General features: G+C 60.7%; 27 protein-coding genes. 10 read left to right on the forward strand and 17 right to left on the reverse strand.

Going from position 1 to position 24,502, the window contains the following annotated elements:
* Nucleotides 1-28 precede the first annotated feature (28 nt).
* Nucleotides 29-1,024, forward strand: a complete 996-nt coding sequence (locus tag FKM97_RS02715; RefSeq protein ID WP_143957579.1) for an adenosine kinase — start codon at nucleotides 29-31, stop codon at nucleotides 1,022-1,024.
* A gap of 3 nt (nucleotides 1,025-1,027) precedes the next feature.
* Here the strand turns inward: FKM97_RS02715 and coaA are convergent, their stop codons facing one another.
* Genes coaA through hisB form a run of 7 tightly spaced genes read right to left on the reverse strand, consistent with a single transcriptional unit; the run spans nucleotide 1,028 to nucleotide 5,622 of the window.
* A complete protein-coding gene (coaA, locus tag FKM97_RS02720) occupies nucleotides 1,028-1,975 on the reverse strand; it encodes a type I pantothenate kinase (protein WP_143957580.1) in 948 nt (315 codons plus the stop codon).
* Complete coding sequence (locus FKM97_RS02725; protein WP_143957581.1) at nucleotides 1,972-2,313, reverse strand: phosphoribosyl-ATP diphosphatase; 342 nt, start codon at nucleotides 2,311-2,313, stop codon at nucleotides 1,972-1,974. Before FKM97_RS02725 ends, coaA begins: the two co-directional genes overlap by 4 nt.
* A 59-nt stretch (nucleotides 2,314-2,372) precedes the next feature.
* The gene (gene hisF, locus FKM97_RS02730) at nucleotides 2,373-3,146 is read right to left on the reverse strand and encodes an imidazole glycerol phosphate synthase subunit HisF (protein WP_143957582.1); all 774 of its coding nucleotides are present in this window, start codon (nucleotides 3,144-3,146) and stop codon (nucleotides 2,373-2,375) included.
* Nucleotides 3,139-3,882 (reverse strand): 1-(5-phosphoribosyl)-5-[(5-phosphoribosylamino)methylideneamino]imidazole-4-carboxamide isomerase, encoded by a 744-nt coding sequence (gene hisA / locus FKM97_RS02735; protein WP_143957583.1) that lies wholly within the window; start codon nucleotides 3,880-3,882, stop codon nucleotides 3,139-3,141. The genes hisF and hisA overlap by 8 nt, the downstream gene beginning before the upstream one ends.
* Entirely contained in the window at nucleotides 3,879-4,529 is a 651-nt protein-coding gene (gene hisH / locus FKM97_RS02740) for an imidazole glycerol phosphate synthase subunit HisH (protein WP_143957584.1), read from the reverse strand. The genes hisA and hisH overlap by 4 nt, the downstream gene beginning before the upstream one ends.
* On the reverse strand, nucleotides 4,529-5,011 hold the full coding sequence (locus FKM97_RS02745; RefSeq protein ID WP_143957585.1) for a DUF2628 domain-containing protein: 483 nt from the start codon (nucleotides 5,009-5,011) through the stop codon (nucleotides 4,529-4,531). Before FKM97_RS02745 ends, hisH begins: the two co-directional genes overlap by 1 nt.
* A gap of 14 nt (nucleotides 5,012-5,025) precedes the next feature.
* Nucleotides 5,026-5,622, reverse strand: a complete 597-nt coding sequence (hisB, locus tag FKM97_RS02750) for an imidazoleglycerol-phosphate dehydratase HisB (RefSeq protein ID WP_143957586.1) — start codon at nucleotides 5,620-5,622, stop codon at nucleotides 5,026-5,028.
* A gap of 184 nt (nucleotides 5,623-5,806) precedes the next feature.
* Between hisB and hslV the strand changes: the two genes are divergently transcribed.
* A complete protein-coding gene (gene hslV, locus FKM97_RS02755; protein WP_143957873.1) occupies nucleotides 5,807-6,352 on the forward strand; it encodes an ATP-dependent protease subunit HslV in 546 nt (181 codons plus the stop codon).
* A 22-nt stretch (nucleotides 6,353-6,374) separates the two neighbouring features.
* Nucleotides 6,375-7,682: an ATP-dependent protease ATPase subunit HslU gene (hslU, locus tag FKM97_RS02760; protein WP_143957587.1), complete on the forward strand. Its 1,308-nt coding sequence runs from the start codon at nucleotides 6,375-6,377 to the stop codon at nucleotides 7,680-7,682.
* On the opposite strand, the gene FKM97_RS02765 is transcribed toward hslU, so the two are convergent.
* The 4 genes from FKM97_RS02765 to FKM97_RS02780 form a co-directional block, all read right to left on the reverse strand.
* The gene (locus FKM97_RS02765; RefSeq protein WP_143957588.1) at nucleotides 7,662-8,027 is read right to left on the reverse strand and encodes a helix-turn-helix domain-containing protein; all 366 of its coding nucleotides are present in this window, start codon (nucleotides 8,025-8,027) and stop codon (nucleotides 7,662-7,664) included. The two genes, hslU and FKM97_RS02765, sit on opposite strands and share 21 nt — an antisense overlap.
* Entirely contained in the window at nucleotides 8,024-8,647 is a 624-nt protein-coding gene (locus FKM97_RS02770) for a Smr/MutS family protein (RefSeq protein ID WP_143957589.1), read from the reverse strand. The genes FKM97_RS02765 and FKM97_RS02770 overlap by 4 nt, the downstream gene beginning before the upstream one ends.
* Before the next feature lie 5 nt (nucleotides 8,648-8,652).
* Nucleotides 8,653-9,825, reverse strand: a complete 1,173-nt coding sequence (gene mltA / locus FKM97_RS02775) for a murein transglycosylase A (protein ID WP_143957590.1) — start codon at nucleotides 9,823-9,825, stop codon at nucleotides 8,653-8,655.
* Nucleotides 9,826-9,903: 78 nt separating this feature from the next.
* A complete protein-coding gene (locus FKM97_RS02780) occupies nucleotides 9,904-10,641 on the reverse strand; it encodes a Tim44/TimA family putative adaptor protein (protein ID WP_143957591.1) in 738 nt (245 codons plus the stop codon).
* 212 nt (nucleotides 10,642-10,853) lie between these two features.
* Here FKM97_RS02780 and FKM97_RS02785 point away from each other — a divergent pair, with 212 nt between their 5' ends.
* Together FKM97_RS02785 and secB are read left to right on the forward strand one after the other, a co-directional pair.
* On the forward strand, nucleotides 10,854-11,402 hold the full coding sequence (locus FKM97_RS02785; RefSeq protein ID WP_143957592.1) for an FxsA family protein: 549 nt from the start codon (nucleotides 10,854-10,856) through the stop codon (nucleotides 11,400-11,402).
* Nucleotides 11,403-11,508: 106 nt separating this feature from the next.
* Nucleotides 11,509-12,042: a protein-export chaperone SecB gene (gene secB / locus FKM97_RS02790; protein WP_143957593.1), complete on the forward strand. Its 534-nt coding sequence runs from the start codon at nucleotides 11,509-11,511 to the stop codon at nucleotides 12,040-12,042.
* A gap of 7 nt (nucleotides 12,043-12,049) precedes the next feature.
* Here secB and dnaQ read toward each other — a convergent pair whose 3' ends face one another.
* Genes dnaQ through FKM97_RS02815 form a run of 5 tightly spaced genes read right to left on the reverse strand, consistent with a single transcriptional unit; the run spans nucleotide 12,050 to nucleotide 15,625 of the window.
* The gene (gene dnaQ / locus FKM97_RS02795; RefSeq protein WP_143957594.1) at nucleotides 12,050-12,754 is read right to left on the reverse strand and encodes a DNA polymerase III subunit epsilon; all 705 of its coding nucleotides are present in this window, start codon (nucleotides 12,752-12,754) and stop codon (nucleotides 12,050-12,052) included.
* A complete protein-coding gene (gene coaE / locus FKM97_RS02800) occupies nucleotides 12,751-13,362 on the reverse strand; it encodes a dephospho-CoA kinase (RefSeq protein ID WP_143957595.1) in 612 nt (203 codons plus the stop codon). The genes dnaQ and coaE overlap by 4 nt, the downstream gene beginning before the upstream one ends.
* Before the next feature lie 3 nt (nucleotides 13,363-13,365).
* Entirely contained in the window at nucleotides 13,366-14,202 is an 837-nt protein-coding gene (locus FKM97_RS02805; RefSeq protein ID WP_143957596.1) for a shikimate dehydrogenase, read from the reverse strand.
* The gene (locus FKM97_RS02810; protein ID WP_143957597.1) at nucleotides 14,199-14,801 is read right to left on the reverse strand and encodes a Maf family protein; all 603 of its coding nucleotides are present in this window, start codon (nucleotides 14,799-14,801) and stop codon (nucleotides 14,199-14,201) included. Before FKM97_RS02810 ends, FKM97_RS02805 begins: the two co-directional genes overlap by 4 nt.
* Complete coding sequence (locus FKM97_RS02815; RefSeq protein WP_246104901.1) at nucleotides 14,798-15,625, reverse strand: pyruvate, water dikinase regulatory protein; 828 nt, start codon at nucleotides 15,623-15,625, stop codon at nucleotides 14,798-14,800. Before FKM97_RS02815 ends, FKM97_RS02810 begins: the two co-directional genes overlap by 4 nt.
* A 406-nt stretch (nucleotides 15,626-16,031) precedes the next feature.
* Between FKM97_RS02815 and hemE the strand changes: the two genes are divergently transcribed.
* The 3 genes from hemE to rho all read left to right on the forward strand — a co-directional run bounded on the left by hemE (nucleotide 16,032) and on the right by rho (nucleotide 19,047).
* The gene (hemE, locus tag FKM97_RS02820) at nucleotides 16,032-17,093 is read left to right on the forward strand and encodes a uroporphyrinogen decarboxylase (protein ID WP_143957599.1); all 1,062 of its coding nucleotides are present in this window, start codon (nucleotides 16,032-16,034) and stop codon (nucleotides 17,091-17,093) included.
* 3 nt (nucleotides 17,094-17,096) lie between these two features.
* The gene (gene hemJ, locus FKM97_RS02825) at nucleotides 17,097-17,534 is read left to right on the forward strand and encodes a protoporphyrinogen oxidase HemJ (protein WP_143957600.1); all 438 of its coding nucleotides are present in this window, start codon (nucleotides 17,097-17,099) and stop codon (nucleotides 17,532-17,534) included.
* Between the two features lie 229 nt (nucleotides 17,535-17,763).
* Nucleotides 17,764-19,047, forward strand: a complete 1,284-nt coding sequence (rho, locus tag FKM97_RS02830) for a transcription termination factor Rho (protein WP_143957601.1) — start codon at nucleotides 17,764-17,766, stop codon at nucleotides 19,045-19,047.
* Between the two features lie 100 nt (nucleotides 19,048-19,147).
* On the opposite strand, the gene FKM97_RS02835 is transcribed toward rho, so the two are convergent.
* Nucleotides 19,148-21,169 (reverse strand): thioredoxin domain-containing protein, encoded by a 2,022-nt coding sequence (locus FKM97_RS02835; protein ID WP_143957602.1) that lies wholly within the window; start codon nucleotides 21,167-21,169, stop codon nucleotides 19,148-19,150.
* 77 nt (nucleotides 21,170-21,246) lie between these two features.
* Here FKM97_RS02835 and mnmE point away from each other — a divergent pair, with 77 nt between their 5' ends.
* Nucleotides 21,247-22,584 carry a tRNA uridine-5-carboxymethylaminomethyl(34) synthesis GTPase MnmE gene (gene mnmE, locus FKM97_RS02840; protein WP_246104902.1) on the forward strand — a complete coding sequence of 446 codons (1,338 nt, stop codon included), beginning with the start codon at nucleotides 21,247-21,249 and terminating at the stop codon, nucleotides 22,582-22,584.
* A gap of 6 nt (nucleotides 22,585-22,590) precedes the next feature.
* Nucleotides 22,591-24,498 (forward strand): tRNA uridine-5-carboxymethylaminomethyl(34) synthesis enzyme MnmG, encoded by a 1,908-nt coding sequence (gene mnmG, locus FKM97_RS02845; protein WP_246104903.1) that lies wholly within the window; start codon nucleotides 22,591-22,593, stop codon nucleotides 24,496-24,498.
* Nucleotides 24,499-24,502: the final 4 nt, after the last annotated feature.

The raw sequence follows: 24,502 nt of genomic DNA on the forward strand, positions 1-24,502 counted from the left end.
GTCATTTCCTCCTGAATCCGGTATTTTGATGGCCCATAACAAGATCGACGTTTTAGGTATCGGCAATGCAATCGTCGATGTCCTCAGCCGCACAGACGATGCGTTCCTCACGAAGCACTCCATGGTCAAGGGATCGATGAGACTCATCGATGAAGAGACCGCCCATTCTCTTTATGAGGATATGGGGCCAGCCGTTGAAATTTCAGGAGGATCTGCCGCGAATACGATAGCCGGTGTCGCGGCTTTGGGGTCTTCTGCAGCATTCATCGGAAAAGTCCGCAACGATCAGCTGGGAGAAGTCTTCGGTCACGACATTCGCGCAGTGGGGGTGGAATTCAACTCGCCGCCATCGGCTGAGGGTCCCGCCACCGCGCGCTGTTTGATATTGGTGACGGCGGATGGCGAAAGGACCATGAATACATTTCTCGGGGCGAGTACAGCGCTTACCCCTGAAGATATTGACGACGAGCTGGTCGCACGCTCTGCGATAACCTATCTGGAGGGCTATCTGTGGGATCCAGAGCAGGCCAAGCAGGCCTTCTTAAAGGCTGCCAGGACCGCACGACGCTCCGGAAATAAGGTTGCTCTCAGTCTTTCGGACGCGTTCTGCGTTGATCGCCATCGAGATTCCTTTTTGGAGCTCGTCAATTCCGACGTTGATATCCTCTTTGCGAATGAATCGGAGATCACATCGCTGTATCAGACACGAACCTTCGATGAGGCTCTCGGCAGGGCAAAGGCTAGCGGAAAGCTCATCGTGCTGACCCGGAGCGAGAAAGGATGCGTTGTTGTGGAGGGTGAACGCGCGACCGCGGTCGCTGCGCATCCAGTTGGCGATGTCGTTGACACAACGGGAGCAGGCGACCTCTTTGCGGCGGGCTTTCTCTTCGGATTGACGAAAGGGAGGGCGCTCGAAAACTGTGCCGCAATCGGGGCACTCGCTGCCGCCGAAATCATCAGCCACATCGGAGCTCGGCCTGAGAAGAACCTGATCGAACTTGCGAGGCAGAATAAGCTGCTCTGAGGCTCACAGCCGACGGAGCTGCACCTCGTGAATGCGATGGTCCGGTCCCTTCGTCAGGATGAGGTCGGCCCGTTGCCGCGTAGGTAAGATATTCTCTCGAAGATTGACGAGATTGATGGTGTCCCAGAGTTTGATTGCCACGGCGCGCGTTTCTTCATCGCTGAACGTCGAGTAGCGATGGAAGTAAGAGCGCGGATCTCGGAAAGCCGTCTCCCGAAGCCGGAAAAATCGCTCGATATACCAGTCTTTGAGCATGTGCTCGTCGGCATCGAGGTAAATGGAGAAATCAAAATAGTCGGACACGAAAGGGATGGACTTGCCGTCTCGGGAGTGTTTCGCAGGCTGCAGAACGTTGAGCCCCTCGACGATCAGAATGTCCGGCTGGTCGATGGAGATCCACTCGGTTCCCAAGACGTCGTAAGAGAGATGCGAGTAGATCGGAGCCCGGACATGCCGCTTCCCCGACTTCACGTCATGCATGAAACGAAGCAGCATCGAGACGTCGTAGCTTTCCGGAAAGCCTTTCCGGGACATCAGGCCTTCACGTTCAAGGACGGAATTGGAGAAGAGAAAGCCGTCGGTCGGCAACAGCGCAACGTGAGGATGGCCTGGAGCACGTGACAACAGCGCCTGTAGAATACGCGCCATGGTGCTCTTGCCCACAGCCACGCTTCCACCCATTCCGATGATGAAAGGGACCTTCGTGCCATTGCGGCCGAGAAACTTCTGTGTTTCCAGGAAGAGATCGTAGGTATTCTCAACATAGAGATTGAGCAGCCGGGCAACAGGCAGATAGATCTCGACGACTTCGTCGATCTGGATGCGTTCGTTGAGACCCCGCAGCGTGCGCACTTCGGCTTCGGTGAGGGTCAGGGGCGTATCGGCACGCAGCTTCGCCCATTCTTGCCGTGAAAACACGAGGTAGGGCGAGAATTTGACTTGCGTAGTCATGGGTTGGATCGCTGTGCCTTTTCAACGATGCCGCTGGTGCCTTCGCGGCGCTCCAGCTCGTTCATGACGCTCTCCAGGGAGACGTCTGTGATCTCGAGCAGAGCGAGAAAATGAAACAGAAGGTCGGCCGCCTCTGCTGCAACGGCCGCCTTGTCTTGGGAGACCGCTGCTATGACCAATTCCACAGCCTCTTCACCCAACTTCTTGGCGCAGGTCGTGCTTCCTTGGGCGAAGAGCTTGGACGTATATGAGCCGTCTGGCATTGCCTGCCGGCGCTGCTGAATCGTCTGATACAAACGTGCTAGCACCTCGAGACGATTTTCGACCGCGACTTTCATTGATGAGTGCCCTGCCCCAGACGACGCCCGATTATCAGCATAGGGCCGCCTTGTCACCGTCAGATCGGTCGGATGGGTATACCGGCATCCTTTAGAGATTGCTTGGCCTGAGCAATCGTAAACGTGCCGAAGTGGAAAATGGAGGCGGCGAGCACTGCGCTGGCATGGCCCTGGGTAACCCCTTCGACCAGATGCTCCAGCGTGCCCACCCCTCCGCTCGCAATAACGGGGACCGAGACCGCATCTGCAATGGTTCGCGTCAGCTGCAGATCGAAACCCGATTTCGTCCCGTCCTGATCCATGGATGTCAGTAAGATCTCGCCTGCACCGAGGGACACGACTTCTCGTGCAAATTCAACGGCATCGATTCCCGTCTGGTTGCGGCCGCCATGGGTGAAGATCTCCCAGCGATCTCCTTCACCGGGTTTCGACACCCGCCGCGCATCGATGGCGACGACGATGCACTGACTGCCAAACTTCTCGGCTGCCTTTGCCACAAACGGCCGATCGTTGACCGCAGCGGTGTTGATCGAGACTTTGTCGGCCCCGGCGAGCAACAGCTTTCTAATATCTTCAATGGTCCGGATGCCGCCCCCTACGGTAAGCGGCATGAAGCAGTGTTCTGCCGTCTGCGCCACGATGTCGAATAGGATCCCCCTATTCTCATGGCTGGCGGTGATGTCAAGGAAGCAAAGCTCATCGGCGCCGGCAGCATCATAGCCTATGGCAGCGGCCACGGGGTCGCCGGCATCACGCAGTTCCAAGAATTGCACGCCCTTCACAACCCGACCGTCCTTGACGTCCAGGCAAGGGATGACTCGAGCTTTAAGCATTGGTGACCCTTGCTTCAGCAATGAGTTTCAAGGCCAGTTGGGGATCGAGGCGGCCATCATAGAGGGCTCTGCCGGAAATCGCGCCCTCCAAGACAGCGCAGTCCGGCTGTAGCAGCCGCTTCACATCGTCGATCGAGGCCAGCCCCCCCGATGCGATGACCGGAATGGAAACGGATCGGGCGAGCTCGAGTGTCGCTGCAATGTTCAATCCTGTGAGCACGCCGTCCCGGTCAATGTCGGTGTAGATAATCGCCGCAACCCCTGCATCCTCGAACTGCTTGGCGAGATCGACAGCCTGTACGTCGGAAGTTTCCGCCCAACCTTCGACGGCCACTCGGCCTCCGCGCGCATCGATGCCGACGGCGACTTGGCCAGGAAAGGTGACGCAGGCCTGTTTGACAAGCTGAGGATCTCGCAACGCGGCGGTTCCCAGGATGACCCGCGAAATCCCTTTCTCGAGCCACTGCTCGATGCTTTGGAGGTCACGAAGACCGCCCCCGAGCTGAATGGGAATATCAATGGCGGCGATGATGGCCTCGACCGCTGCAGCATTTCTGCTCTTGCCATCGAAGGCACCGTTCAGATCAACGACGTGCAGCCACTCGAAACCGAGCCGTGCGAAATCTGCCGCTTGCGCCGCCGGATCATCATTGTAGACGGTGGCCTGCTGCATCTCACCTCGTTTGAGGCGGACACAGGTTCCGTCCTTGAGATCGATAGCCGGAAACAGGATCATGGCCGCCATTTCAAGAAGTTGCCGATGAGGGCCAATCCGAGTGTCTGGCTCTTTTCAGGGTGAAACTGAGTACCAACGACCGAACCGTCAGCAACGATTGCAGTGACCGCTCCACCATACTCCGTCTCGGCGACCACCTGCGACCGATCCGCGGCCTTGAGGCGGTAGGAATGGACAAAATAGGCGTGGAGACCCTCTTCTCCGAGCTGCAGACCCTGCACCACTGGATGATCTGTGACGAGGGTGAGGCTGTTCCACCCCATGTGGGGAACCTTGAGCTCTGGCTCTACGGGATCGATCTTGACGACATCACCCTTGATCCAGCCGAAACCCTCCCACGTTCCAAACTCGAGTCCGCGCTCCGCCATCAGCTGCATGCCGACGCAGATTCCAAAGAACGGTCGCGCCTTGGTCCGCGCCACGTCTTCGAGCGTCTCCCACATCCCCTCAATTGCAAGAATCCCCGCACGGCAGTCGGCAAAGGCGCCGACGCCGGGAAGGACCACGCGATCGGCCTCGGCAACGTCACGGGGATTGCTGGTGACCTCGATCTTGGCATCCACTTCAGCTTCCCGAGCGGCGCGTTCGAACGCCTTGTGGGCTGAGCGAAGATTGCCCGAACCATAATCGACAATGGCCACTCGCATCACGTCCGCCCTGGTTCGGGTAGAATGCTGTATTGGACCGGGACGATCCCCGGAAGTGGAGGTGCAACCCTGCTGACGGGCGGTGTCACCGCACTCAAACCGGAAGCAAGCAAGCTGAAGAACCGATGCTCGGCGGCCAGGAGATCGTCGCCCATCACCACCCCCACCTCTGCTTTTCCACGCCGGGCAAGTGTCCAGCGGCGAAGGTCATTTCCCTGCAGTCCCATGAACAGATTGACGGCAAGGGCAACGAAAGTTTCCGCAGCGCCCGGCATCGGCCAAAGAACACCGATGACGGCCAAGGCTGCATTGACGACGAGGAAGAGCACCAGCACCAACCACATGCGCTTGTAGATGAGCCAGAGCAGCGGAATGAAGAAGGCTGGCCAGGAGAAACCTTCCTTCACCACCTCGAGACCGTCAGGATCGGCCAGAATGGCTTCTGGATTTCTCTCGCGATGATGGACCGTAAAAGTTTTCATGAAGATCGTCTCGCTCAGCTGTCGCCGAGTCGTCCCTTGGTCGAAGGAATGACACCCACTGTCCGTGGATCAAGTTCCACGGCACTTCTCAGGGCACGCGCTAGGCCCTTGAAACAGGTCTCCGCAATGTGATGACTGTTGAGGCCATAGAGATTGTCGACATGCAGCGTGATCCCGGAATTGAACGCGAAGGCCTGAAACCATTCACGGAAGAGCTCCGTGTCGAAGTCACCGATCTTTTGGGTTGGGAACTCGACCCGCCACACGAGGTAGGGGCGACCTGAAACATCGAGAGCGACACGAGTCAATGTCTCGTCCATAGGCAGATCGATGCAGGCATAGCGCCGGATGCCGGCCTTATCGCCGAGCGCCTTCACGATGGCCTGTCCGAGCGCAATAGCACTGTCTTCTGTCGTGTGGTGCATGTCGATGTGAAGATCACCGCGGGCCTCGATTGTCACATCGATCAGTGAATGACGCGAAAGCTGCTCGAGCATATGGTCCAGAAAACCAATTCCCGTCGAGATCTCGTGACGCCCGCTGCCATCGAGATCGATGGATACGGATATGGTCGTCTCTGTGGTCTTGCGTTCGATTTTTGCAGTTCGCACGTGCAGGGCTCCGTCGCCTGGGCTTTCTCAGCCGCGGGCGACTTGTAACAGCTGGCGAGATCTCGGCAAAGATTTCTGTCCAGGCGACTCGTGAATTGTCTAGGCTTTTATTTATGGCCATGACTGCATAAGTGTTGCGGCGCTGACCAAGATTTAAGAGGGCTGTGTGTCCGAGCGTGAACAGATGCCGCAATGGCATGGAACGACCATTCTGACCGTCCGCAAGCAGGGAAAGGTCGTCATCGCTGGCGACGGCCAGGTGAGTTTCGGCAATACGGTCATGAAATCAAATGCACGCAAAGTGCGGCCATTGGGAACCGGCAAGGTGATCTCGGGCTTCGCGGGGGCCACAGCGGACGCGATGACGCTCTTCGAGAGGCTCGAGACCAAGCTTGAGAAGCATCCGGGCCAGTTGACACGCGCCTGCGTTGAGCTCGCGAAAGACTGGCGCACCGACCGGTACCTTCGCCGCCTGGAAGCCATGATGATTGTGGCGGACCCGCAGGTGACCTTGGTCCTGACCGGAAACGGCGATGTTCTGGAGCCCGAGAACGGGTTGATGGGCATCGGATCAGGGGGTCAGTTCGCATTGGCGGCTGCGCGCGCGCTCATCGACAGTGAGCACGACCCGGAGGAAATCGCCCGGCGTGCCATGCGCATCGCCGCCGACATCTGTATCTACACGAACAACAACATTGTCGTCGAAACACTCGAAGACGCCGACACTTGAGCCCTTTTCTAGCGAGACGTAAATGACCGACTTCTCACCCCGTGAGATCGTATCCGAACTTGACCGCTACATCGTCGGGCAACGTGATGCCAAACGCGCGGTGGCCATCGCCTTGCGCAACCGCTGGCGGCGCCAGCAGTTGGAAGATGGCCTTCGCGAGGAGGTTCTGCCGAAGAACATTCTCATGATCGGGCCCACCGGCGTCGGCAAGACCGAGATCGCACGCCGCTTGGCCAAGCTCGCCAACGCCCCCTTCATCAAGGTGGAGGCCACGAAATTCACCGAGGTTGGCTATGTCGGCCGCGACGTTGAGCAGATCATTCGTGACTTGATGGAGGTTTCTCTCGGTCTCGTTCGGCAGCGACGGCGCAAGGAAGTTGAGGCTTCCGCCCAGCTTCACGCGGAAGAGCGAGTGCTCGACGCCCTCGTCGGAAAGAATGCAGCCGCCAGCACTCGTGAAAGCTTCCGGCGCAGACTGCGCACCGGAGAGCTTGACGAAAAGGAAATCGAGATTCAGGTCGCCGATACCGGCGGAATGCCAGCCTTCGACATTCCCGGGATGCCCGGTGCCCAGGTCGGCATGGTCAATCTCAGTGACATGCTGGGCAAGGCTTTCGGTCAGCGGATGAAGGCGCGCAGGACGAGTGTCCGCGCCAGCTATGAGGTGCTTATCGCCGAAGAATCCGACAAGCTCCTCGACCAGGATCAAATCACCCAGGAGGCCATTCATCTCGTTGAAAACAATGGCATTGTCTTCCTGGATGAGCTGGACAAGGTCTGTGCCCGCTCCGGCGAGAGATCTGGCGGCGACGTCAGCCGCGAAGGCGTGCAGCGCGATTTGCTCCCCCTGCTCGAGGGCACCACGGTCGCGACGAAATATGGGCCGGTGAAGACCGACCACGTCTTGTTTATCGCTTCGGGCGCTTTCCATATCGCCAAGCCATCCGACCTGCTGCCCGAACTGCAGGGAAGATTGCCGATACGGGTCGAATTGAACCCCCTGACCCGCAGTGATTTCCGCCGGATCCTGACCGAGCCAGAGGCCAGTTTGATCAAGCAATACAAAGCCTTGCTGGCGACCGAAGGGGTCACCGTCGAGTTCGAAGACGATGGTATCGATGCTCTGGCGGACTTCGCGGCCGAGATCAACTCGACGGTCGAGAACATCGGTGCGCGCCGGCTTCAGACAGTGATGGAGCGGGTGTTGGACGAGATCAGCTTCGAGGCCTCCGACCGGCCGGGATCGAGCCTCACCATCAATGCGGCCTATGTCCAGGACAGGATCGGCGACTTGGCAAAGAACACGGATCTATCGAAGTTCATCCTGTGATCTCAGTATAGTCGCAATATTCTCTAATTGTTCCTCGGACAGTTTAGCTATTCGCTCGGACATCAGGTTGGCCGTCTCTGTCGCTCGTGCCGTGAGATGTGATGTGTCGATGACGACCCGGGGATGAGATCTTTGTGCCAGAGCCGCCAAGTCTTCGGCTTCATCCCAGATGACGTTGAAATAGGTGATGATCCTTTGCAACAGCGTCCAGCTTGGCCGCCCGCGGCGGCCGTGCTCCAGAGCTGAGAGATAGGCGCTGGACACCCCGACAGAGGCGGCCATTTCCTTGAGGGAGATGCCCCTTAATTCCCGCAACTCCCGCATTTTTTGTCCGAACGGGGTCATGCGGCGAGGCTGGGATTGCGCCGCAGCCGGACATAGAGCGCGCCGCCGCCGCCATGCTTGGGATGTGCCGGTTGAAACCCCGACACTATGTTCCGAAAATGCGACTCATTCAGCCATTCCGGCACGGCTCGGCGCAGCCTCCCCCCGCGCTCCGGCGTGTCATAAGAATTGAGACCATGGAGCATATGTCTGGAGATCGGTCCCGAGCCCTTTCCGGTGATCACGATGACAAAGCGCTGACCTCTCTCGAAAGAGGCTGAAAGATAAGAGAAAAGTTTTACACGCGCCGTTTCCAGGGTTTCCCCGTGAAGGTCGATGCGGGCCTCGATGGAGATTTGGCCGCGTAATAACTTCTGCCCCGTCCGCCGATCGATGCCCGAGAGAGGCGGCGTCAGGCGCTTTACAGGCGTTTTGAGAACAGGAATGGGAACGGCGTGTTTCGGTATGTTTTTGCGCCGTTCCGGGGGAGAAATCGCCTGTTCCGCGATCGGTACGACAAGGGTCGTGTCTTTCGCCTCCTCGGCAATCTTTTTAGTCGGCTTGCTGATGGGGGTGACCGTCTCGATCACCCGGTCCCAAAGCTCCATATCGGGGATAAGTCGCTTGCGTCGCCCGGCCATGATCGTCAATTTGCAAGACGGCTTGCAACCGATGGAGGTACGAGGATGATCATGCGACCTTCGCTTTGCATGAGCCCGGCAATGTGACCGGCGCGCGCTCCGGCCCCCCAGAACACATCACCCCTCACCTGCCCTTTTATGGCGGTCCCCGTGTCCTGAGCAACCATCAAGCGGTTCATCGGCACGAGGCTGTCATTGGGTCCTGCGGGAACGGCGCTGCTCAACCAGATAGGAGTGCCATAGGCATAGAAGCGCCGGTCGACCGCAAGGCTGCGCTCCGGGGTCAGCTGCACATGCTGCGCGCCGGGAGGACCCAGATCGGCACGATCAAGTTCGATGCGCCGGAAGAACACGAAGGATTCGTTCTTCCACATCAGCGCGCGGGCCTGACCGGGATGCCGCGCCAACCAGTCGAGGATGGTCTGCATCGAGACCTTGTCGCGGGCCAACTCGCCCCGCTCGACGAGAATCCGTCCGATCGGTGTATAGGGAAGCCCGCTTTTGCCGGCAAAACCGACTCGCAAGATGCGGCCATCGGCCAGCCGCACCCGACCCGAGCCCTGGATCTGCAGGAAGAAGGCGTCCTCCCACCGTTTGAGCCAGACAAGCTCGAGGCCCCGCCCGGCAAGCTTGCCCTGTTCGATCTCCTGCCTCGTCCAGTAGGGCTGCGGTCGGCCGGCGACCGTCCGGCCGTACCGAACGCCGATCCGCTTTTCCGTTGCGGCATCGAATGCCACGAGGTCGGAAGGTTTCCCATAGAGCGGCACGACATACTCGCCGCCCCGCTTCAGGGCACCCTCCACTTCTGGCTCGTAATACCCCGTGAACAACCCGGCATCAGGGCCGGAGGAGACGTTCAACGGACGCAAACTCTTCTCGAAGAAGGCGCGCGCCTGGGTGTCGGACACTTCCTCGGGCATCGTCAGTGCAGAGTTGCAGACGGGAAGCCACTCGGCCCGCTTTCCCGTAAACTGGGGCGAGCCGGCGAAGCCGCGGCCCGTCGCCACCACTTCCCGGCAGGACCGGTGAAAGGTGGCAAAGGCGGCGGCATGTGCATCCTGTGCCCAGCCCGGGATGGCCGCGAAGCTCATGGCGGTCACCGACCGGGCATCGGCAGCGCTCATCATGGACCACCAGAGAAAGAGTGGCAGCAGGGCCGCCAGTCGGAAAGCGCTCATGGTGAATGAATCTCTTATCGCTTCGGGACGATTGTCCTTAACGCGACTTGTTGATCATTCCCTTAACAAGGCGGCTGATCAATTCGGCGCTTCGGTGCCCACGAGTTTCCAGTTCGGATCGCGCGACGAGGTATCGCGGGCGAACGTCCAGATGTCCTTCACCTCACGAACCTTCTTCGGATCGCCGTCGACGATGTTGCCTTCGCGATCCTTTGTCGATGTGATCAACTCGCTCGTAAAGCGGATCGTGACATTCGCCTGTCGCCGGTCAAGCCGGGCGTCGATGATCGTGGCATCATCAATGCCCACAAAGGTCGTCTCGTTGACCTGGCCTTCCTGCTCCCGCTCATCCAGAGCGGCGGAGAAACCCTCGAACACCTCGGCGCTCAACAGATTGTTGAGCGTCTGCCGGTCGCCCTCCGCAAAAGCGGTCACGACCATCTCATAGGCCGCCTTCGCGCCCTCGAGGAAGGATTTCGGTGCAAAGCTCGGATCTGCTGCGGCAATCGCTTCGATCCCGGCTGCGACGGAAGAGCCTTCCGTAGCGTAGCCTTTCCAGATCGGCGGACGATCATCCTCCACATTGGCATTGGCGGCTGACCCCGGAGCTCTTACATCGCGCTCCGGAAGGCTGACGACTTTTCCGTCCTGGCTGACGGTCGCAGGCTGAGTCCGCTCCCGCTCGTTGCGGGCAAACGGATCAACCGGGGGACGCTCGTGTCCGGTGCGACGTCCAAGCACACTACGCAGGCGCAAGAACACCACGACGGCGATCCCCAGAAGGAGAAGATTGAGTGGGTCGAATGCTTCATTCATGATGCTGGCTCGGCCGCTTTCCGTGTGGTCGGTCACAGTCACGGCAAGGTGACCACGATAAAGGCGGCCCGTTGCGTGCTCCTGCTCTCGACAAGATATAAGACATCTTGGAGACCGTCCAACGGCTCCGGTGGTCTATCACTAACATTTTGCCGCGTCGAAGGCCCAATTCTTTGTGTAAAATAGCGGCAATGGTTGCAAGGTAAGGTTCCGTGCCCCTCTTTCTTTTACTCGCGGCACTCGCGCTGCCGCTACTGGAAATTGCCGTCTTCATCCTGGTGGGCGAGGAGATCGGCGCTTTTGCGACCATTGGCTTGATCATTCTCTCCGCGGTTGCCGGACTTTTGATCATCCGCTGGCAGGGTGTGTCGATCCTCATGGAGACGCAGCGTTCCCTGGGACAAAATGGCATACCGGTCGCCCCGGCGATTCATGGCGCTTTTTTGGCAATCGCGGGATTCCTGCTTCTCATACCCGGCTTCATCACGGATGCCGTGGCCTTTGCGCTGCTCATCCCGCCGGTCCGGCTGGCACTCGGCCGAACGATCCTGGAGCGGATCAGACGCTCGAAACGCTTTTCAGTTCATGTCTCCGGCGGGCCACCCTTCGGTCAGGGCCGCGAGGGCTTCAGAGCCGGTCCGAGTACCGGCCCGGTCATCGAAGGTGAGGTCATCGAAGATCTCACGCCAGCAGACGACGATCCCCCGAATTCCAGGATCCCGGGGGCGACGGGCAGTGATCAATCGCCGTGGCGGAGATAGAGGGCGAGCCTCCGCTTCGCCTTGCGAGCGCCATTGAACCGTGTTAGCCCACGAGCCGAGCGGCTCGCTGAGCCAGAAATACCCTCAGGATATGGACCGTCCCGCAATGGCCGACGACAACACGAACTTCAATCGGAACGGCGCTGGAAACGGCATTCCCGGCGCGCCGAATCCGAACGCTGCCCAGGGCCAAAAGCCTTCGATGCGGGTTCTGGCTCAGTATCTGAAGGATCTGTCCTTTGAGAATCCCAATGCGCCGCAATCCCTGAGCGGCCAGGCGACGCAGCCGAAAATCGACATCTCGGTGAATGTGAACGCGAAGAACCTCACACCGACGGATTACGAGGTCGAGATTCATATCGAAGTGAAGGCATCCGGCGCCGATGCGATCGTGTTCCAGGCGGAGATGCTGTATGCGGGCGTGTTCCGGCTGGAGAACATCCCCCAGGAGATGCTGCATCCGGTGGTCCTGATCGAATGCCCCCGCATGCTCTTCCCCTTTGCCCGTCAGATCCTCTCCGACGCCACGCGCAATGGCGGTTTCCCGCCCCTCATGCTCGATCCCATCGATTTCGCCGCCATGTATCAGCAGCGCTCTGAGCAGATGCGCCCCGCCGAGGGCAATTTTCAGCAGGCCTGATCCTGCATCACTCTCCGAGGCGGACGTAATCCAGCCAAACCGCCTCGGCTCCCAAGGTACCGACGAAAGCAAGGTGGGCCTGTTCCTCCTCCGCCGTAAGCCGCGGCGTCAACGGCCTCGGCCGAACCGGCAGAGACATGCCGCGGCTGCCTCTGTCATAGGCCGCCGCCTGGGCCACGGTGACCAAAGTGAGGTTTGGCTGGCGCGCACCGATGAGCTCGACATAGACGTCGGCGAGCAGTTCCGCATCCAGCAACGCGCCATGCTTCGTCCGCTTGGTATTGTCCACATTGTAGCGCCGGCACAGGGCATCCAGGCTGTTCTGGCTCATGGGATGGCGTTGGCGGGCGATGACGAGCGTGTCGATCAGCTGGTCTTCGACGATGAGCGGCATCGACAGCCGCTTCAGCTCTGAATTCAGAAAACCTGCATCGAAGGCTGCATTGTGGATGACCAGCGCGGCCCCCTCGATGAAAGCCAGGAATTCCTCGGCGATCTCCGCAAATCTCGGCTTGTCCTGCAGGAAGTCCAGGGTGATGCCGTGGACGGCGATCGCATCAGGGTGAATGTCCCGGTCGGGATTGAGATATTTATGAAAGATCCGGCCGGTTGGGATGTGGTTGATCATCTCGATGCCGCCGATCTCGATCAGCCGGTCGCCCATTTCGTGGGACAAGCCGGTCGTTTCGGTATCGAGGACGATATACTTCATCGGGACTGCTCTGTGCCGTCGGTGGATCTCAGAGTCTGTACGATTCGGCGCACCTGTTCAAAGGCATCCTCCAATCCCCTGGAGCTGTCCACAATGAAGTCGGCCCGCGTCCGCTTCTCCTGATCCGGCACTTGACGGCTCAGGATCGAGTCGAGCTTCTCTTCGGTCATTCCAGGTCGCGATAATGCCCGTTTCCGTTGGATATCGCTGGGTGCGCTGACCACCACGACCGCATCGACGCTGTCGCCCCGCCGGGTCTCGTAAAACAGGGGGATGTCGAGCACCACCAGGGGTTCGCCCTCTGCCTTGGCTCGTTCAAGAAAGAGAAGCTGCTCCTCGCGCACCAAGGGATGCACGATCGCCTCGAGGGCCTTGAGCCGGGCGCTGTCCCCCAGCACGAGCTTTCCGAGGCTGTCACGGTCCACCGCCCCATCCCGGATGACCGTGGGAAACAGCGCCCCCACAGGCTCCACGGCGCGTCCCCCCCTCGCATAGAGCGCGTGGACGCAGGAATCGGCATCGAAGACGGGCACGTCGAGCCGTCGGAACATATCGGCCGTTGCCGATTTTCCCATGGCGATCGAACCGGTGAGAGCAACGACCTTCATGCTCTACCCCTGCAGATCAGCAATCACGAGCGCCCGCAGCGCCGGCGTCACCTGTGGCCGCACGCCGAACCAGCGCTCGAAGGCGGGAACAGCCTGGTGGAGGAGCATTCCCAACCCATCCACGATGCGCAAGCCGCGTGTGGCGGCCTCGGTAAGCAGGGGCGTCATGAGCGGCACATAGACGATATCACAGACAACCAGGGCCTCGGTGGCACCCTCGAAGCTGAACGCGAGCGGGTCCTTGCCCGTCATGCCGAGGGATGTCGTATTCACCAGCAGATCACAGCCATCCAGCATGTCCTCTCGGCTGTCCCAAGGCACTACTCTGACAGTAGTGCCGAACTGCGATGCAACATCCTCGGCCCGCTGCATCGATCGATTCGCCAGCGCAATGGATTTGACCCCCTCCTCCAGGAGGGCTCCGACGACGGCACGCGCTGCACCGCCAGCACCGAGTATGGCGACATTCGCCCCGTGTAGGGACAGATCCGGAACCGCCTGCTTCAGGTTCGCCAGGAAGCCATAGCCATCGGTATTCGTGCCCATCAGCCGCCCATCCTGGAGATAGAGCGTGTTCACCGCCTGGAGGCTGTTGCTGAACCTGTCTTCGACCGTGACGCTGCGAAACACGGTCTCCTTGTGCGGGATCGTGACATTGGCGCCGATGAGCCCTTGCTCGGCGAAGCGCGCCAGGAATTCGGGCAGGTCCTCCGGCGCGACGGCCCGCTTCTCGTAACGGGCATCGATGCCGTACTGCCGGAGCCAGTAATTGTGGATGAGCGGCGAGCGCGAATGGTGGATGGGCCATCCGATGACGCAGACTTGAGCAGGCTCGTTCATGTCAACAGGATGTGCTCTGACCGCAGAAATCCGAGGAGGGGAAGGAGAGGCAGCCCGAGAATGGTGAAGTAATCGCCCTCGATATGCTCGAACAATTGGGCCCCGAAGCCCTCCAGCTGATAGCCACCGGCGCTCTCCATGACCTTGTCATCGAGGGCGGCCAGATAGGCACCAAGAAAATCCGTGCTGAAGGCGCGCATTGTGAGTTGCGCTTCGGAATCCTGGCTCCAGACCACGGCGCCGCCTGTCGCGCAGGCCACCGCGCTGATCAGCGTATGCCGTTGCCCACGAAGGTCGAGGAGTTGCTCCCTCGCCTCTTCGCGCGAGGCTGGTTTATTGAAGATCCGTCCATCCAGGGAAAGAACCTGGTCGGCCCCGACAACCAGAGCCGATGGATTCGCCTCCGAAACCGAAAGGGCTTTCGCATGGGCGAGGATCATGGCGAGATCAGCCGGGTCGCTGTCACCCACGGCTTCCTTGACCGTGCCCTCGTCCACCGTATGGGGAGTGACGACCACCTTTAATCCGGCAGCCTCGAGCAGACGACGGCGGGCCGGACTGGCAGAGGCAAGGACGACCTGGCTGCGGCTGAGCGTCATGGACGGGCCCTCGCATGTTGGCGTTGAGAATACAGATTCATGACTGCGGCCGCGGTCTCCTCGATCGATCGGCGGGTCACGTCGATGATGGGCCAGTTATGGCGCGCGCAGAGCTTCCTCGTAAAGACGAGTTCCTCGGCGATGGCCTCCCGGTCGACATAGCGGGTATTGCCCGTGTCGTTCAGAGACAGGAGCCGGTTGCGCCGGATCTGCGCGATCCGCTCTGCCGTTGCCACCAGTGCGACGACCAGAGGCCGGCCCAGCTTGTCCATATCCGAGGGCAGCGGGGCGCCGGGAACGATGGGAACATTCGCAGCTTTGATCCCGCGATTGGCAAGATAGATGCTGGTCGGCGTCTTCGACGTCCGGCTGACCCCGAGCAGGATGACATCGGCTCCGGCCAGATCGTGGCTTTGCTGCCCGTCATCATGGGCCATGGTGTAGTTCAGCGCCTCGATCCGCTTGAAATACTCGGCATCGAGCGTGTGCTGGCCGCCGATGCGCGGATGGGATTCTGCATTGAGATAAGATGCGAGAGCCGCCACCACCGGATCAAGGATCGAGATGTAGGGCAGTTCGAGGCGCCGGCAATGGCTTTCGAGGGCTGTGCGCAGCTCAGCATCCACCAGAGTGAACAGCACGATGCCCGGCGTATCCTCGATGTCCTGCAGCACCCGGTTCAGCTGTTTTGCGGTGCGCACGAGAGCGTAGGTATGCTCGATCGGGCGAAATTCATCATAATGTGCAACCGCAGCCCGGGCCACGGTGTTTAAGGTTTCTCCGGTCGAATCCGAGATGAGATGCAGATGGAAATAGGTCTTCAATTGATTATCCACACCGGGCACTGGAGACCGCAGGACACTATGTGGATAACCCCGGCCGGCTGCTAGACATTGGCAATCTTGTCGTCCCTGTCCAGATTTTAATTAACAATCCGGACGCAGAGCAGCGCTCCTGGACTCGAATCGTGGATAATCTGCAAAAGCTTGGTCAGTCCGTGCACGACCTGTTAATAAAATATTAAGCATGCGGACGACCCATCGAACGCATCCGCACGGTTCCGGTCCTTTTTTGACCGTACCGGAAACAAGTGGAATGCGAGAAGGTGAACAGGGATAAATGCGGGAGCCTGTGGGCAACTCCAACCACGTCTTGAAGCACCGATTCCCACCGTCCACTATCAAGAACAATCCTATTAGAAGATTCTTTAAGATTTGGTAAAAGCCCTTCATGTCCATCTCTCCCGCGACGCCCCAGGCGCCCTCCTCGAAAGCGTTGCTCGCGGTTCTGAGCAGCACTCCTGCCCGTCGTCGCCCCATTTGGATGATGCGGCAAGCCGGCCGCTATCTTCCCGAATATCGGGCGTTGAGAGAGCAGGCCGGCTCCTTTCTCAATCTCTGCTATAATCCGCCCTTGGCCGCCGAGGTGACGCTGCAGCCTTTGCAGCGTTTCGATCTCGATGCAGCCATCCTGTTTGCGGATATTCTCCTCATACCTCAGGCTCTCGGCGTCGACTTGACCTTTGCCGAGGGTGAAGGCCCCGTTCTGTCGACGGTGACCGATGCTGCTGGTGTCGCGGCTTTGAAGTCAGACGGAGCAGCGAGCCGGCTGTCTCCGGTCTATGAGACTGTGGAGCGCGTGGCCGCCGCCAAGGCCGACCACGTGACCCTCATTGGCTTCTGTGGCGCACCGTGGACGGTCGCGAGCTACATGATCGAGGGCCGCGGGTCGAACCGGCAGAAGGCCAGGCTGGCCGCGATCCGCGGGGAAGACTGGTTTGCTCACCTCATGGACATCGTGACGGAGGCCTCGATCGACTATCTCGTTGCCCAGCTGAAGGCCGGTGCCGAAGCTGTGCAGATCTTCGACAGTTGGGCCGGAGACCTTCCCGCCCGGCAGTTTGAGCGATGGTCCATTCAGCCGATCCAGCGCATGGTTGACGGCATTCGCGCAGCCGTTCCCGATGCCAGGATCATCGGCTTTCCCAAGGGCGTTGGCAGTGCGGCACTCTCCTTCGCGAAGGCGACGAATGTCGATGCGGTCGGCGTCGATTCCGCCGTGGCCCTGGACACCATGAAGGATCTATCCCGCCATTGCGCCGTTCAGGGGAACATCGACCCCCTCACCCTCGTCGCCGGAGGAGCCGCCCTCGACGAAGCCGTGGATGATCTGGTGGGTGCCTTGCCGCAGGACCGGCACATCGTCAATCTCGGCCATGGCATCGTGCCGGAGACCCCGATCCAGCATGTGGCGCAATTCGTCGATCGGGTGCGGCGGGGCGACCGGAGCTGATCCGTGGCAGAATGGTATCCCTGGCTCAAGGCCTTCCACATCATCTTCATGGTCAGCTGGATGGCCGGCCTGCTCTACCTCCCCCGGCTCTTCGTCTATCACTGCGGCGCGGTTGCCGGCAGCGATCAGAGCGAGACCTTCAAGATCATGGAGCGGCGCCTCTACCGGGGCATCATGGGTCCGTCGTTCATCGGGACCTGGCTTTTCGGCCTCTCCCTCGCCTATACCCTCAGTCCCGGCATCTGGTCCGATGGTTGGTTTCACATGAAGCTGACGCTCGTCATCATCATGAGCGGCGTCCATGGTTTTCTGGGCGGGCAGGTCAAGACTTTCGCCGCCGACGGAAATCGTCGCTCCGCGCGTTTCTTCAGGATTATCAACGAGGTGCCCGCCGTGATCCTCGTTATCGTGGTCATCCTGGTGGTTGTTAAGCCATTTTAAGGGGCCGACGCGTGAAACCTATTTAAATTCAGTTTGCAATTTGCTACATTGCGCAAAACCGTAAGGCAAATCACTTGCCCATGAAGCGGTGACGGTACGTAATTTCGGTACCCACTCAGCGTCTCTCCTTCCATTCGCCGAGTTCTGTAAAAGGGCGCAAACAGCGCGTTTTTCACCTTTCCGCAGTTCCTCGGACGATCCCCACTCTCTCTTTTGTTACCGGTGCACCATGACCGACCTCTCTGGACTCAAAGAAACCAAGCTTCACGAATTGAAGATGAAGCCGCCGGCAGAATTATTGACGCTCGCCGAAGAGCTCGAGATCGAGAATGCCAGTGCCCTGCGCAAGCAGGAACTGATGTTCGCGATCCTCAAGAGCCTGGCGACGCGCGATGTGGAAATCATCGGCGAAGGCGTCGTCGAAGTTCTCCAGGACGGCTTTGGGTTTCTGAGATCCCCCGATGCCAACTACCTTCCCGGACCTGACGACATCTATGTCAGTCCCAGCCAGATCCGCCGGTTCAACCTGCGCACCGGAGACACCGTCGAAGGCCAGATCAGAAGTCCGAAGGATGGCGAGCGCTATTTCGCGCTGCTGAAGGTCAACACGATCAATTTCGAAGATCCCGACCAGACCCGGCACAAGATCCATTTCGACAATCTGACGCCTCTCTATCCCGATGAGCGGCTGGAGATGGAGATCGGCGATCCCACCGTGAGGGACATGAGCTCGCGGGTCATCGGACTGGTCGCTCCTCTCGGCAAAGGCCAGCGCGGTCTCATCGTCGCTCCGCCCCGCACCGGTAAGACCGTTCTGCTGCAGAACATCGCCCATTCCATCACGACGAACCATCCCGAGGCCTACCTGATCGTGCTGCTCATCGACGAGCGGCCGGAGGAAGTCACGGACATGAAGCGCTCGGTCAAAGGCGAGGTCGTCAGCTCCACCTTCGACGAACCCGCCTCGCGGCACGTCCAGGTGGCGGAAATGGTCATCGAGAAGGCCAAGCGCCTGGTCGAGCACCGCCGTGATGTCGTCATCCTGCTGGATTCCATCACCCGGCTGGGCCGAGCCTACAACACGGTAGTGCCGTCATCGGGCAAGGTGCTGACCGGCGGTGTCGACGCCAATGCTCTCCAGCGCCCCAAGCGCTTCTTCGGCGCCGCGCGCAATATCGAAGAGGGGGGATCGCTCACCATCATCGCGACCGCACTCATCGATACCGGCAGCCGCATGGACGAGGTGATCTTCGAGGAATTCAAGGGCACTGGCAATTCGGAGCTCATCCTGGACCGCAAGGTTGCCGACAAGCGCGTGTTCCCGGCCATCGATATCGTCCGTTCCGGGACCCGGAAGGAAGAGCTTCTGGTTCGTCCCGACGAACTCAAGAGGATGTACGTCTTGCGCCGGATCCTGTCGCAGATGGGCACCGTGGATGCCATCGAGTTCCTGCTCGACAAGATCAAGCAGACCAAGAGCAATGCCGATCTGTTCTCCATGATGAACAACTAGACGGCCTCGGCTGCCCCGGGAATTGGGTGTTTATGAACCCGATCCCCGGTGGGCTGGCCGGCAGGTTATTTCGAGATGCAGGACGTCATAGCCCTCTCGCTCAGCTGTGAGGGCGCTTGATCAACGCTGCAACCTCCTCCGTTTCGGTGACCGGGAGCGAACAGGTCGTACCCCTGCAGAGATACAGGGTAGGGCGACCATCCACCATGGTCTTACCCGCGGCGGGGTGGTCCCGACCGAGCTGGCTCGTCGTCTTCAGCGTGAGGATCATACGGCTGGGGATCGACTGCGCCAACACCGCGCGTCGCAGGGAGCTCGCCTCATCAAAGTCAGAGGCGACGATGATGACCTGGGTGAGCGCCACGAGGTCTTCGAAGCCGTTCAGCATCCCGGCATGGGAGAAGATGTTGCCCACGGCGTCACCGCTGAAGGTGGCGAGAATGGCCTCGGCACGCCGGGTATGCTCGGTATGGCCGGTCGCTAGAGCAAGACGGGCCAGATTGCCGACCATCGTGGCGTTTGCATTGGGTGTGGCATCGTCGAGGGAGAGCTTCTGTCGCGTGATGAGCGCCTCCGCATCGCTGGCCGTGTAGAAATATCCGCCGTCTCGGACATCCCAATAATATGTGTTGAAGGGCTCAATCAGGTCTTCGGCATCAGCGATGAACCGGTCCTCGCCCGTCGCCTCGTAGAGCGAGAGTGCTGCCTTGATGAGGTTCGCGTAATCATCGGCGATCGCGGTATGGCGGGCATGGCCCTCCCGTAAGGAATGACGGAGTCTGCCCTCGATCCTCATCTGCGTCAGGATGACGTCGAACGCGTCGCGAGCTGCCTGGATCCAGGATGGGTTTTCGAAAGCCGCCCCGGCTTCCGCCAGAGTTGCGATCATGAGACCATTCCAATCCGCTAGAACCTTGTCGTCCCAACCGGGCCGAATACGGCCCTCCCGGGCTTTGAGGAGCACGGATCGGGCGTCCCTCAGTTGCGACTCCCGTGCGTCATCAAGGAGGGCCGGGTGATTCAGGCGATTGAGGATGGTATGTCCATCCCAATTCCCCCGTTCCGTGACATCATAGACGGAACAGAAGAGCGCGCTCATCTCAGGCGGCAGAATGGCTTCGATCTCTGCGCGCGACCAGACATAGAACTTGCCTTCGACGCCTTCGGAATCCGCATCAAGGCTGGCGGCGAACCCGCCGGAGGGTGCGATCATCTCTGAGAGCAGCCACGTCACGGTCTCCTCGATTCGGGTCCGGAACAGGTCATTGCCGGTGTCCTGCCATACCAGGATCATGAGGTCGAGGATCTGGGCATTGTCGTAGAGCATCTTTTCGAAATGCGGGACCAGCCAGGCCGCATCGACGGAGTAGCGGGAGAAGCCGCCTGCCAGATGATCATAGATCCCGCCTTGGCCCATATGGGTGAGGGTGGTGACGACGCTGTCGCGGAACCTGTCCTCCCCCCTGCGCAGATAGGCGCGCCACAGCAGGCTGAACAGCGGCACTTGTGGAAACTTCGGGGCGCCGCGCAAGCCTCCCTGGATGGGATCGGTGATGTCGACGATCTGGCTCGCCGCCTGATCGAGCAGATCCAGCGACAGGGGTGCCGGCTGTGACCGTGGCGGCGCGCGGAGGGCTGCTGCGAGCGCCTCGCTGTTATGGCGAACCTTGTCGGGCTCGGTGTGGTAGATCCGCGAGATCTCGGTCAAGACATGAGGGAAGCCCGGCCGGCCATAGCCCGACTCCGGTGGAAAATAGGTGCCGCCCCAGAATGGCTCCCCCTGCGGAGTCAGGAACATGGTGAGGGGCCATCCGCCCTGCTCGCCAAGTCGGTGCAGGGCATCCATATAGATCTTGTCGATGTCGGGCCGTTCCTCGCGATCGACCTTGATATTGACGAACCGCTCGTTCATGAGTGCCGCGATTTCTGGGTTTTCGAAGCTCTCATGGGCCATGACATGGCACCAGTGGCAGGCGGCATAGCCCACGGAGAGCAGGATCGGCCGGTCCAGCGACTGGGCAAGCGCCAAGGCGTCAGGCCCCCAGGGCATCCAATGCACCGGGTTGTCCTTGTGCTGGAGGAGATAGGGACTGGTTTCCCGGGCGAGGAGGTTGGATGACATTGGACTTTCCTGGGCTTCGTCGGAACACCCGATGGTAACGGCGAAATGCGCACATGGTGCCGGAGCTTTTGTTTCACGTGAATCCTGATCGCGCAGTGAATCGAACGGTCGACACGATCTTTGCCCCCTCTTCCGGTGCCGGACGGGCCGCAATTGCGGTTGTCCGGTTGACCGGACCTGAATGCAAGACCGTCTGTATAAGGATCTGCGGTGACGTCCCGCCCCCGCGTCGTGCGTCGCTGCGCAGAATCCGCAACCCCGATACGAGTGTCGTTATCGACCAGGCACTCGTGCTCTGGCTGCCTGGCCCCTCGACCTTTTCGGGCGAGGATATGCTTGAGCTTCACCTCCATGGCGGCCCTGCCGTCGTCGCAGCGGTGCTCCGCACTCTGACCAGTCAGCCGGGACTGAGGCCTGCGGAGGCCGGGGAGTTCAGCCGCCGCGCCTTGGACAATGGTCGGATGAGCCTCGTCGACCTTGAAGGACTGAGCGATTTGATCGCGGCAGAGACCGAGGGTCAGCGCCTTCAGGCACTGCGTCAGTCCAGTGGCGAACTCGACCGGGTCTTCGAGGGCTGGCGCGCGAGGGCCCTGGGCCTTCTGGGTCATCTGGAAGCCCATATCGATTTCGTGGACGAAGAGGGCGTGCCGGACGAGGTTGCTGCGGAAGTGCGCCGGCGCGCAGGAGAGCTTGCCCGCGACATCACCGGCTATCTCGGCGATGGCCGTGGGGGAGAGCGTTTGCGCGAGGGCTTCACCATCGTGCTTGCCGGACCGCCCAACGTCGGCAAGTCCAGCCTGATGAACCGTATCGCCAAGAGAGATGTGGCGATCGTCGCCAATCGCCCGGGAACCACCCGTGATGTCCTCGAAGTGCACCTCGATCTCAACGGTTATCCCGTCATCCTCATCGACACCGCTGGAATCCGGGACGCCGAGACGGACGAGGTTGAGGCGGAAGGAATGCGCCGGGCGAGGGACCGTATGGCTCGGGCCGATCTGACCCTCTGGGTCGAAAGTCCGGACGTGGCCCTACCCCCGCTGCCCCCGTTCGATTCGCCCGTGATCCGATTGGCAAACAAGGCCGATCTCTTTGGCCATACCGTGGATGACACGGTGATTCCTGTGTCCGCGCGGACGGGTGAGGGGCTTGATCGCCTGCTGGAGGTCATGGGCGCCTGGGTGTCCGACAGCCTGAGCCGAGCGCTTCAAGAGCCCCTGGTCACGCGCGAACGCCATCGCCATGCCTTGCAGGCTTGCATCGCCGCCCTCGCTCGTGCAGAGCAGGGGATGGTGCCGGAACTGATCGGCGAGGATCTTCGCGCAGCCTGCCTGTCTCTTGGACGGGTGGTGGGTCGCATCGATGTCGAAGATGTCCTGGGGGCGATCTTCGCCGAATTCTGCATTGGGAAGTAGTTTCACGTGAAACACGTAGAGATTGAAGACGCGACGCTGCCGAACCAGGAGAGCCTGGCCTTCGACGTCCTGGTGATCGGCGGAGGTCACGCCGGATGCGAAGCCGCCGCTGCCTCGGCACGCTTCGGCGCGCGCACCGCCTTGGTCACCCATAAACGGGCCACCATCGGCGAGATGTCCTGCAACCCGGCCATCGGAGGGCTGGGCAAGGGCCATCTGGTGCGCGAGGTCGATGCTCTCGATGGCCTCATGGGAAGAGTGGCGGATCAGGCCGGCATCCAGTACCGGCTGCTCAACCGCAGCAAGGGCCCGGCGGTTCGCGGGCCTCGGGCCCAGGCCGATCGCCGCCTCTACCGTCAGGCCATGCAGGACGAACTCGCCCAGACCCCGGGGCTCTCAATCGTCGAGGGCGCGGTAGCCGATCTCCGGATGACCGGGGACCTCGTGACGGGCGTAATTCTGGAGGATGGCCGGCAGATCGCTGCCAAGGCCGTCGTGCTGACCACCGGAACCTTCCTGCGCGGCGTCATTCACATCGGTGAGCAGCGCGTCCCCGCAGGCCGCGTTGGAGAGGCGCCGGCAGCCCTGCTGGGCGAGCGGCTCTATGCCTCGGGATTGGCCATGGGCCGCCTGAAGACCGGGACGCCTGCCCGTCTCGATGGCCGCACCATCGCCTGGGAGCGGCTCGAGGAGCAGCCCGGAGACGCGGAGCCCGTCCCGTTCTCATTCCTGACCACGGTCCTCCCGCAGCGTCAGGTCTCCTGCCATATCACCCACACAACGGCGGCGACTCACCGCGTCATCGAGGAGAATTTGGGCCGCTCGGCCCTGTTCGCAGGGGCGATCACCGGGACCGGACCGCGCTATTGCCCGTCGATCGAAGACAAGATCACCCGCTTTCGCGAGAAGGGCTCGCATCAAATCTTCCTCGAGCCCGAAGGCTTGGACGACCCCACGATCTATCCTAACGGTATTTCCACGTCGCTGCCGGCGGATGTGCAGGAGGAATTCCTCCGCACCATTCCGGGCCTTGAAGCGGTCGCCATCATCCGCCCGGGTTATGCCATCGAGTATGACTATGTCGATCCGCGCGAACTCCAGCCGACCCTGGAAGCCAAACGCTTTCCCGGTCTTTTCCTGGCGGGCCAGGTCAACGGCACGACCGGGTACGAAGAGGCTGCCGCACAAGGCCTGCTCGCGGGACTGAATGCGGCTCGCCGGGCGGGGGACGGCGACGCCGTCGTTATCGACCGCGCTGAGGCCTATCTCGGGGTCATGGTCGACGACCTCGTCACCAAAGGTGTCACCGAGCCCTACCGGATGTTCACCTCGCGGGCCGAGTATCGCCTGAGTCTGCGCGCGGACAATGCCGATCAGCGCCTGACCCCGCGCGGCATTGCCTGGGGGATCGTCGGGCGCCCGCGTGCCACCGCCTACGCCGAGAAGTTGAACAATCTCGATGTTTCACGTGAAATGGCCCGCCAGCGAAGCTTGACCCCTGACGAGGCGGCGCGCCACGGGATCAAGGTCAATCACGATGGGATCAGACGCAACGCCCTGGAGCTTCTGGCCTTCCCCGGAATTACCTATGAGGACCTCGGCCGCGTCTGGCCCGAGCTGCTGGAGCTGCCCCGCTTCGCCCGGGAGGAGTTGGAAGCGACGGCGCTCTATGCCGGCTATCTCGATCGCCAGCGCCAGGACGTCTTGGCCTTCCGGCGCGATGAGGGAAAGCCCATCCCGCTTGATCTCGATTACGAGGCCATCCCGGGCCTGTCCACAGAGATCCGGCAGAAGCTGCTGCGGATCCGCCCGGCAACGCTGGGTCAGGCGGGACGGATCGACGGGGTGACGCCGGCCGCCCTCACTTTGCTGCTCGCGCACCTCAAACGGGAGACGGCCCGGCGGTCGGCATGACGTC

Origin of the sequence: Rhodoligotrophos appendicifer (assembly GCF_007474605.1) — a bacterium.
Classification (GTDB): domain Bacteria; phylum Pseudomonadota; class Alphaproteobacteria; order Rhizobiales; family Im1; genus Rhodoligotrophos; species Rhodoligotrophos appendicifer.

Coding starts and splice junctions, on each gene's coding strand:
- secB (WP_143957593.1), top strand. CDS start 11,509: ATGGCCGACGACAACACGAACTTCAATCGGAACGGCGCTGGAAACGGC.
- FKM97_RS02835 (WP_143957602.1), bottom strand. CDS start 21,169: ATGTCATCCAACCTCCTCGCCCGGGAAACCAGTCCCTATCTCCTCCAG.
- hisH (WP_143957584.1), bottom strand. CDS start 4,529: ATGCGAGTGGCCATTGTCGATTATGGTTCGGGCAATCTTCGCTCAGCC.
- coaE (WP_143957595.1), bottom strand. CDS start 13,362: ATGAAGGTCGTTGCTCTCACCGGTTCGATCGCCATGGGAAAATCGGCA.
- hslV (WP_143957873.1), top strand. CDS start 5,807: ATGCCGCAATGGCATGGAACGACCATTCTGACCGTCCGCAAGCAGGGA.
- FKM97_RS02765 (WP_143957588.1), bottom strand. CDS start 8,027: ATGACCCCGTTCGGACAAAAAATGCGGGAGTTGCGGGAATTAAGGGGC.
- hslU (WP_143957587.1), top strand. CDS start 6,375: ATGACCGACTTCTCACCCCGTGAGATCGTATCCGAACTTGACCGCTAC.
- FKM97_RS02805 (WP_143957596.1), bottom strand. CDS start 14,202: ATGAACGAGCCTGCTCAAGTCTGCGTCATCGGATGGCCCATCCACCAT.
- mltA (WP_143957590.1), bottom strand. CDS start 9,825: ATGAGCGCTTTCCGACTGGCGGCCCTGCTGCCACTCTTTCTCTGGTGG.
- FKM97_RS02770 (WP_143957589.1), bottom strand. CDS start 8,647: ATGGCCGGGCGACGCAAGCGACTTATCCCCGATATGGAGCTTTGGGAC.
- FKM97_RS02745 (WP_143957585.1), bottom strand. CDS start 5,011: ATGAAAACTTTTACGGTCCATCATCGCGAGAGAAATCCAGAAGCCATT.
- hemE (WP_143957599.1), top strand. CDS start 16,032: ATGTCCATCTCTCCCGCGACGCCCCAGGCGCCCTCCTCGAAAGCGTTG.
- hisA (WP_143957583.1), bottom strand. CDS start 3,882: ATGATCCTGTTTCCGGCTATCGATCTCAAGGACGGAACCTGTGTCCGC.
- FKM97_RS02780 (WP_143957591.1), bottom strand. CDS start 10,641: ATGAATGAAGCATTCGACCCACTCAATCTTCTCCTTCTGGGGATCGCC.
- FKM97_RS02715 (WP_143957579.1), top strand. CDS start 29: ATGGCCCATAACAAGATCGACGTTTTAGGTATCGGCAATGCAATCGTC.
- dnaQ (WP_143957594.1), bottom strand. CDS start 12,754: ATGAAGTATATCGTCCTCGATACCGAAACGACCGGCTTGTCCCACGAA.
- FKM97_RS02725 (WP_143957581.1), bottom strand. CDS start 2,313: ATGAAAGTCGCGGTCGAAAATCGTCTCGAGGTGCTAGCACGTTTGTAT.
- hisF (WP_143957582.1), bottom strand. CDS start 3,146: ATGCTTAAAGCTCGAGTCATCCCTTGCCTGGACGTCAAGGACGGTCGG.
- FKM97_RS02810 (WP_143957597.1), bottom strand. CDS start 14,801: ATGACGCTCAGCCGCAGCCAGGTCGTCCTTGCCTCTGCCAGTCCGGCC.
- coaA (WP_143957580.1), bottom strand. CDS start 1,975: ATGACTACGCAAGTCAAATTCTCGCCCTACCTCGTGTTTTCACGGCAA.
- rho (WP_143957601.1), top strand. CDS start 17,764: ATGACCGACCTCTCTGGACTCAAAGAAACCAAGCTTCACGAATTGAAG.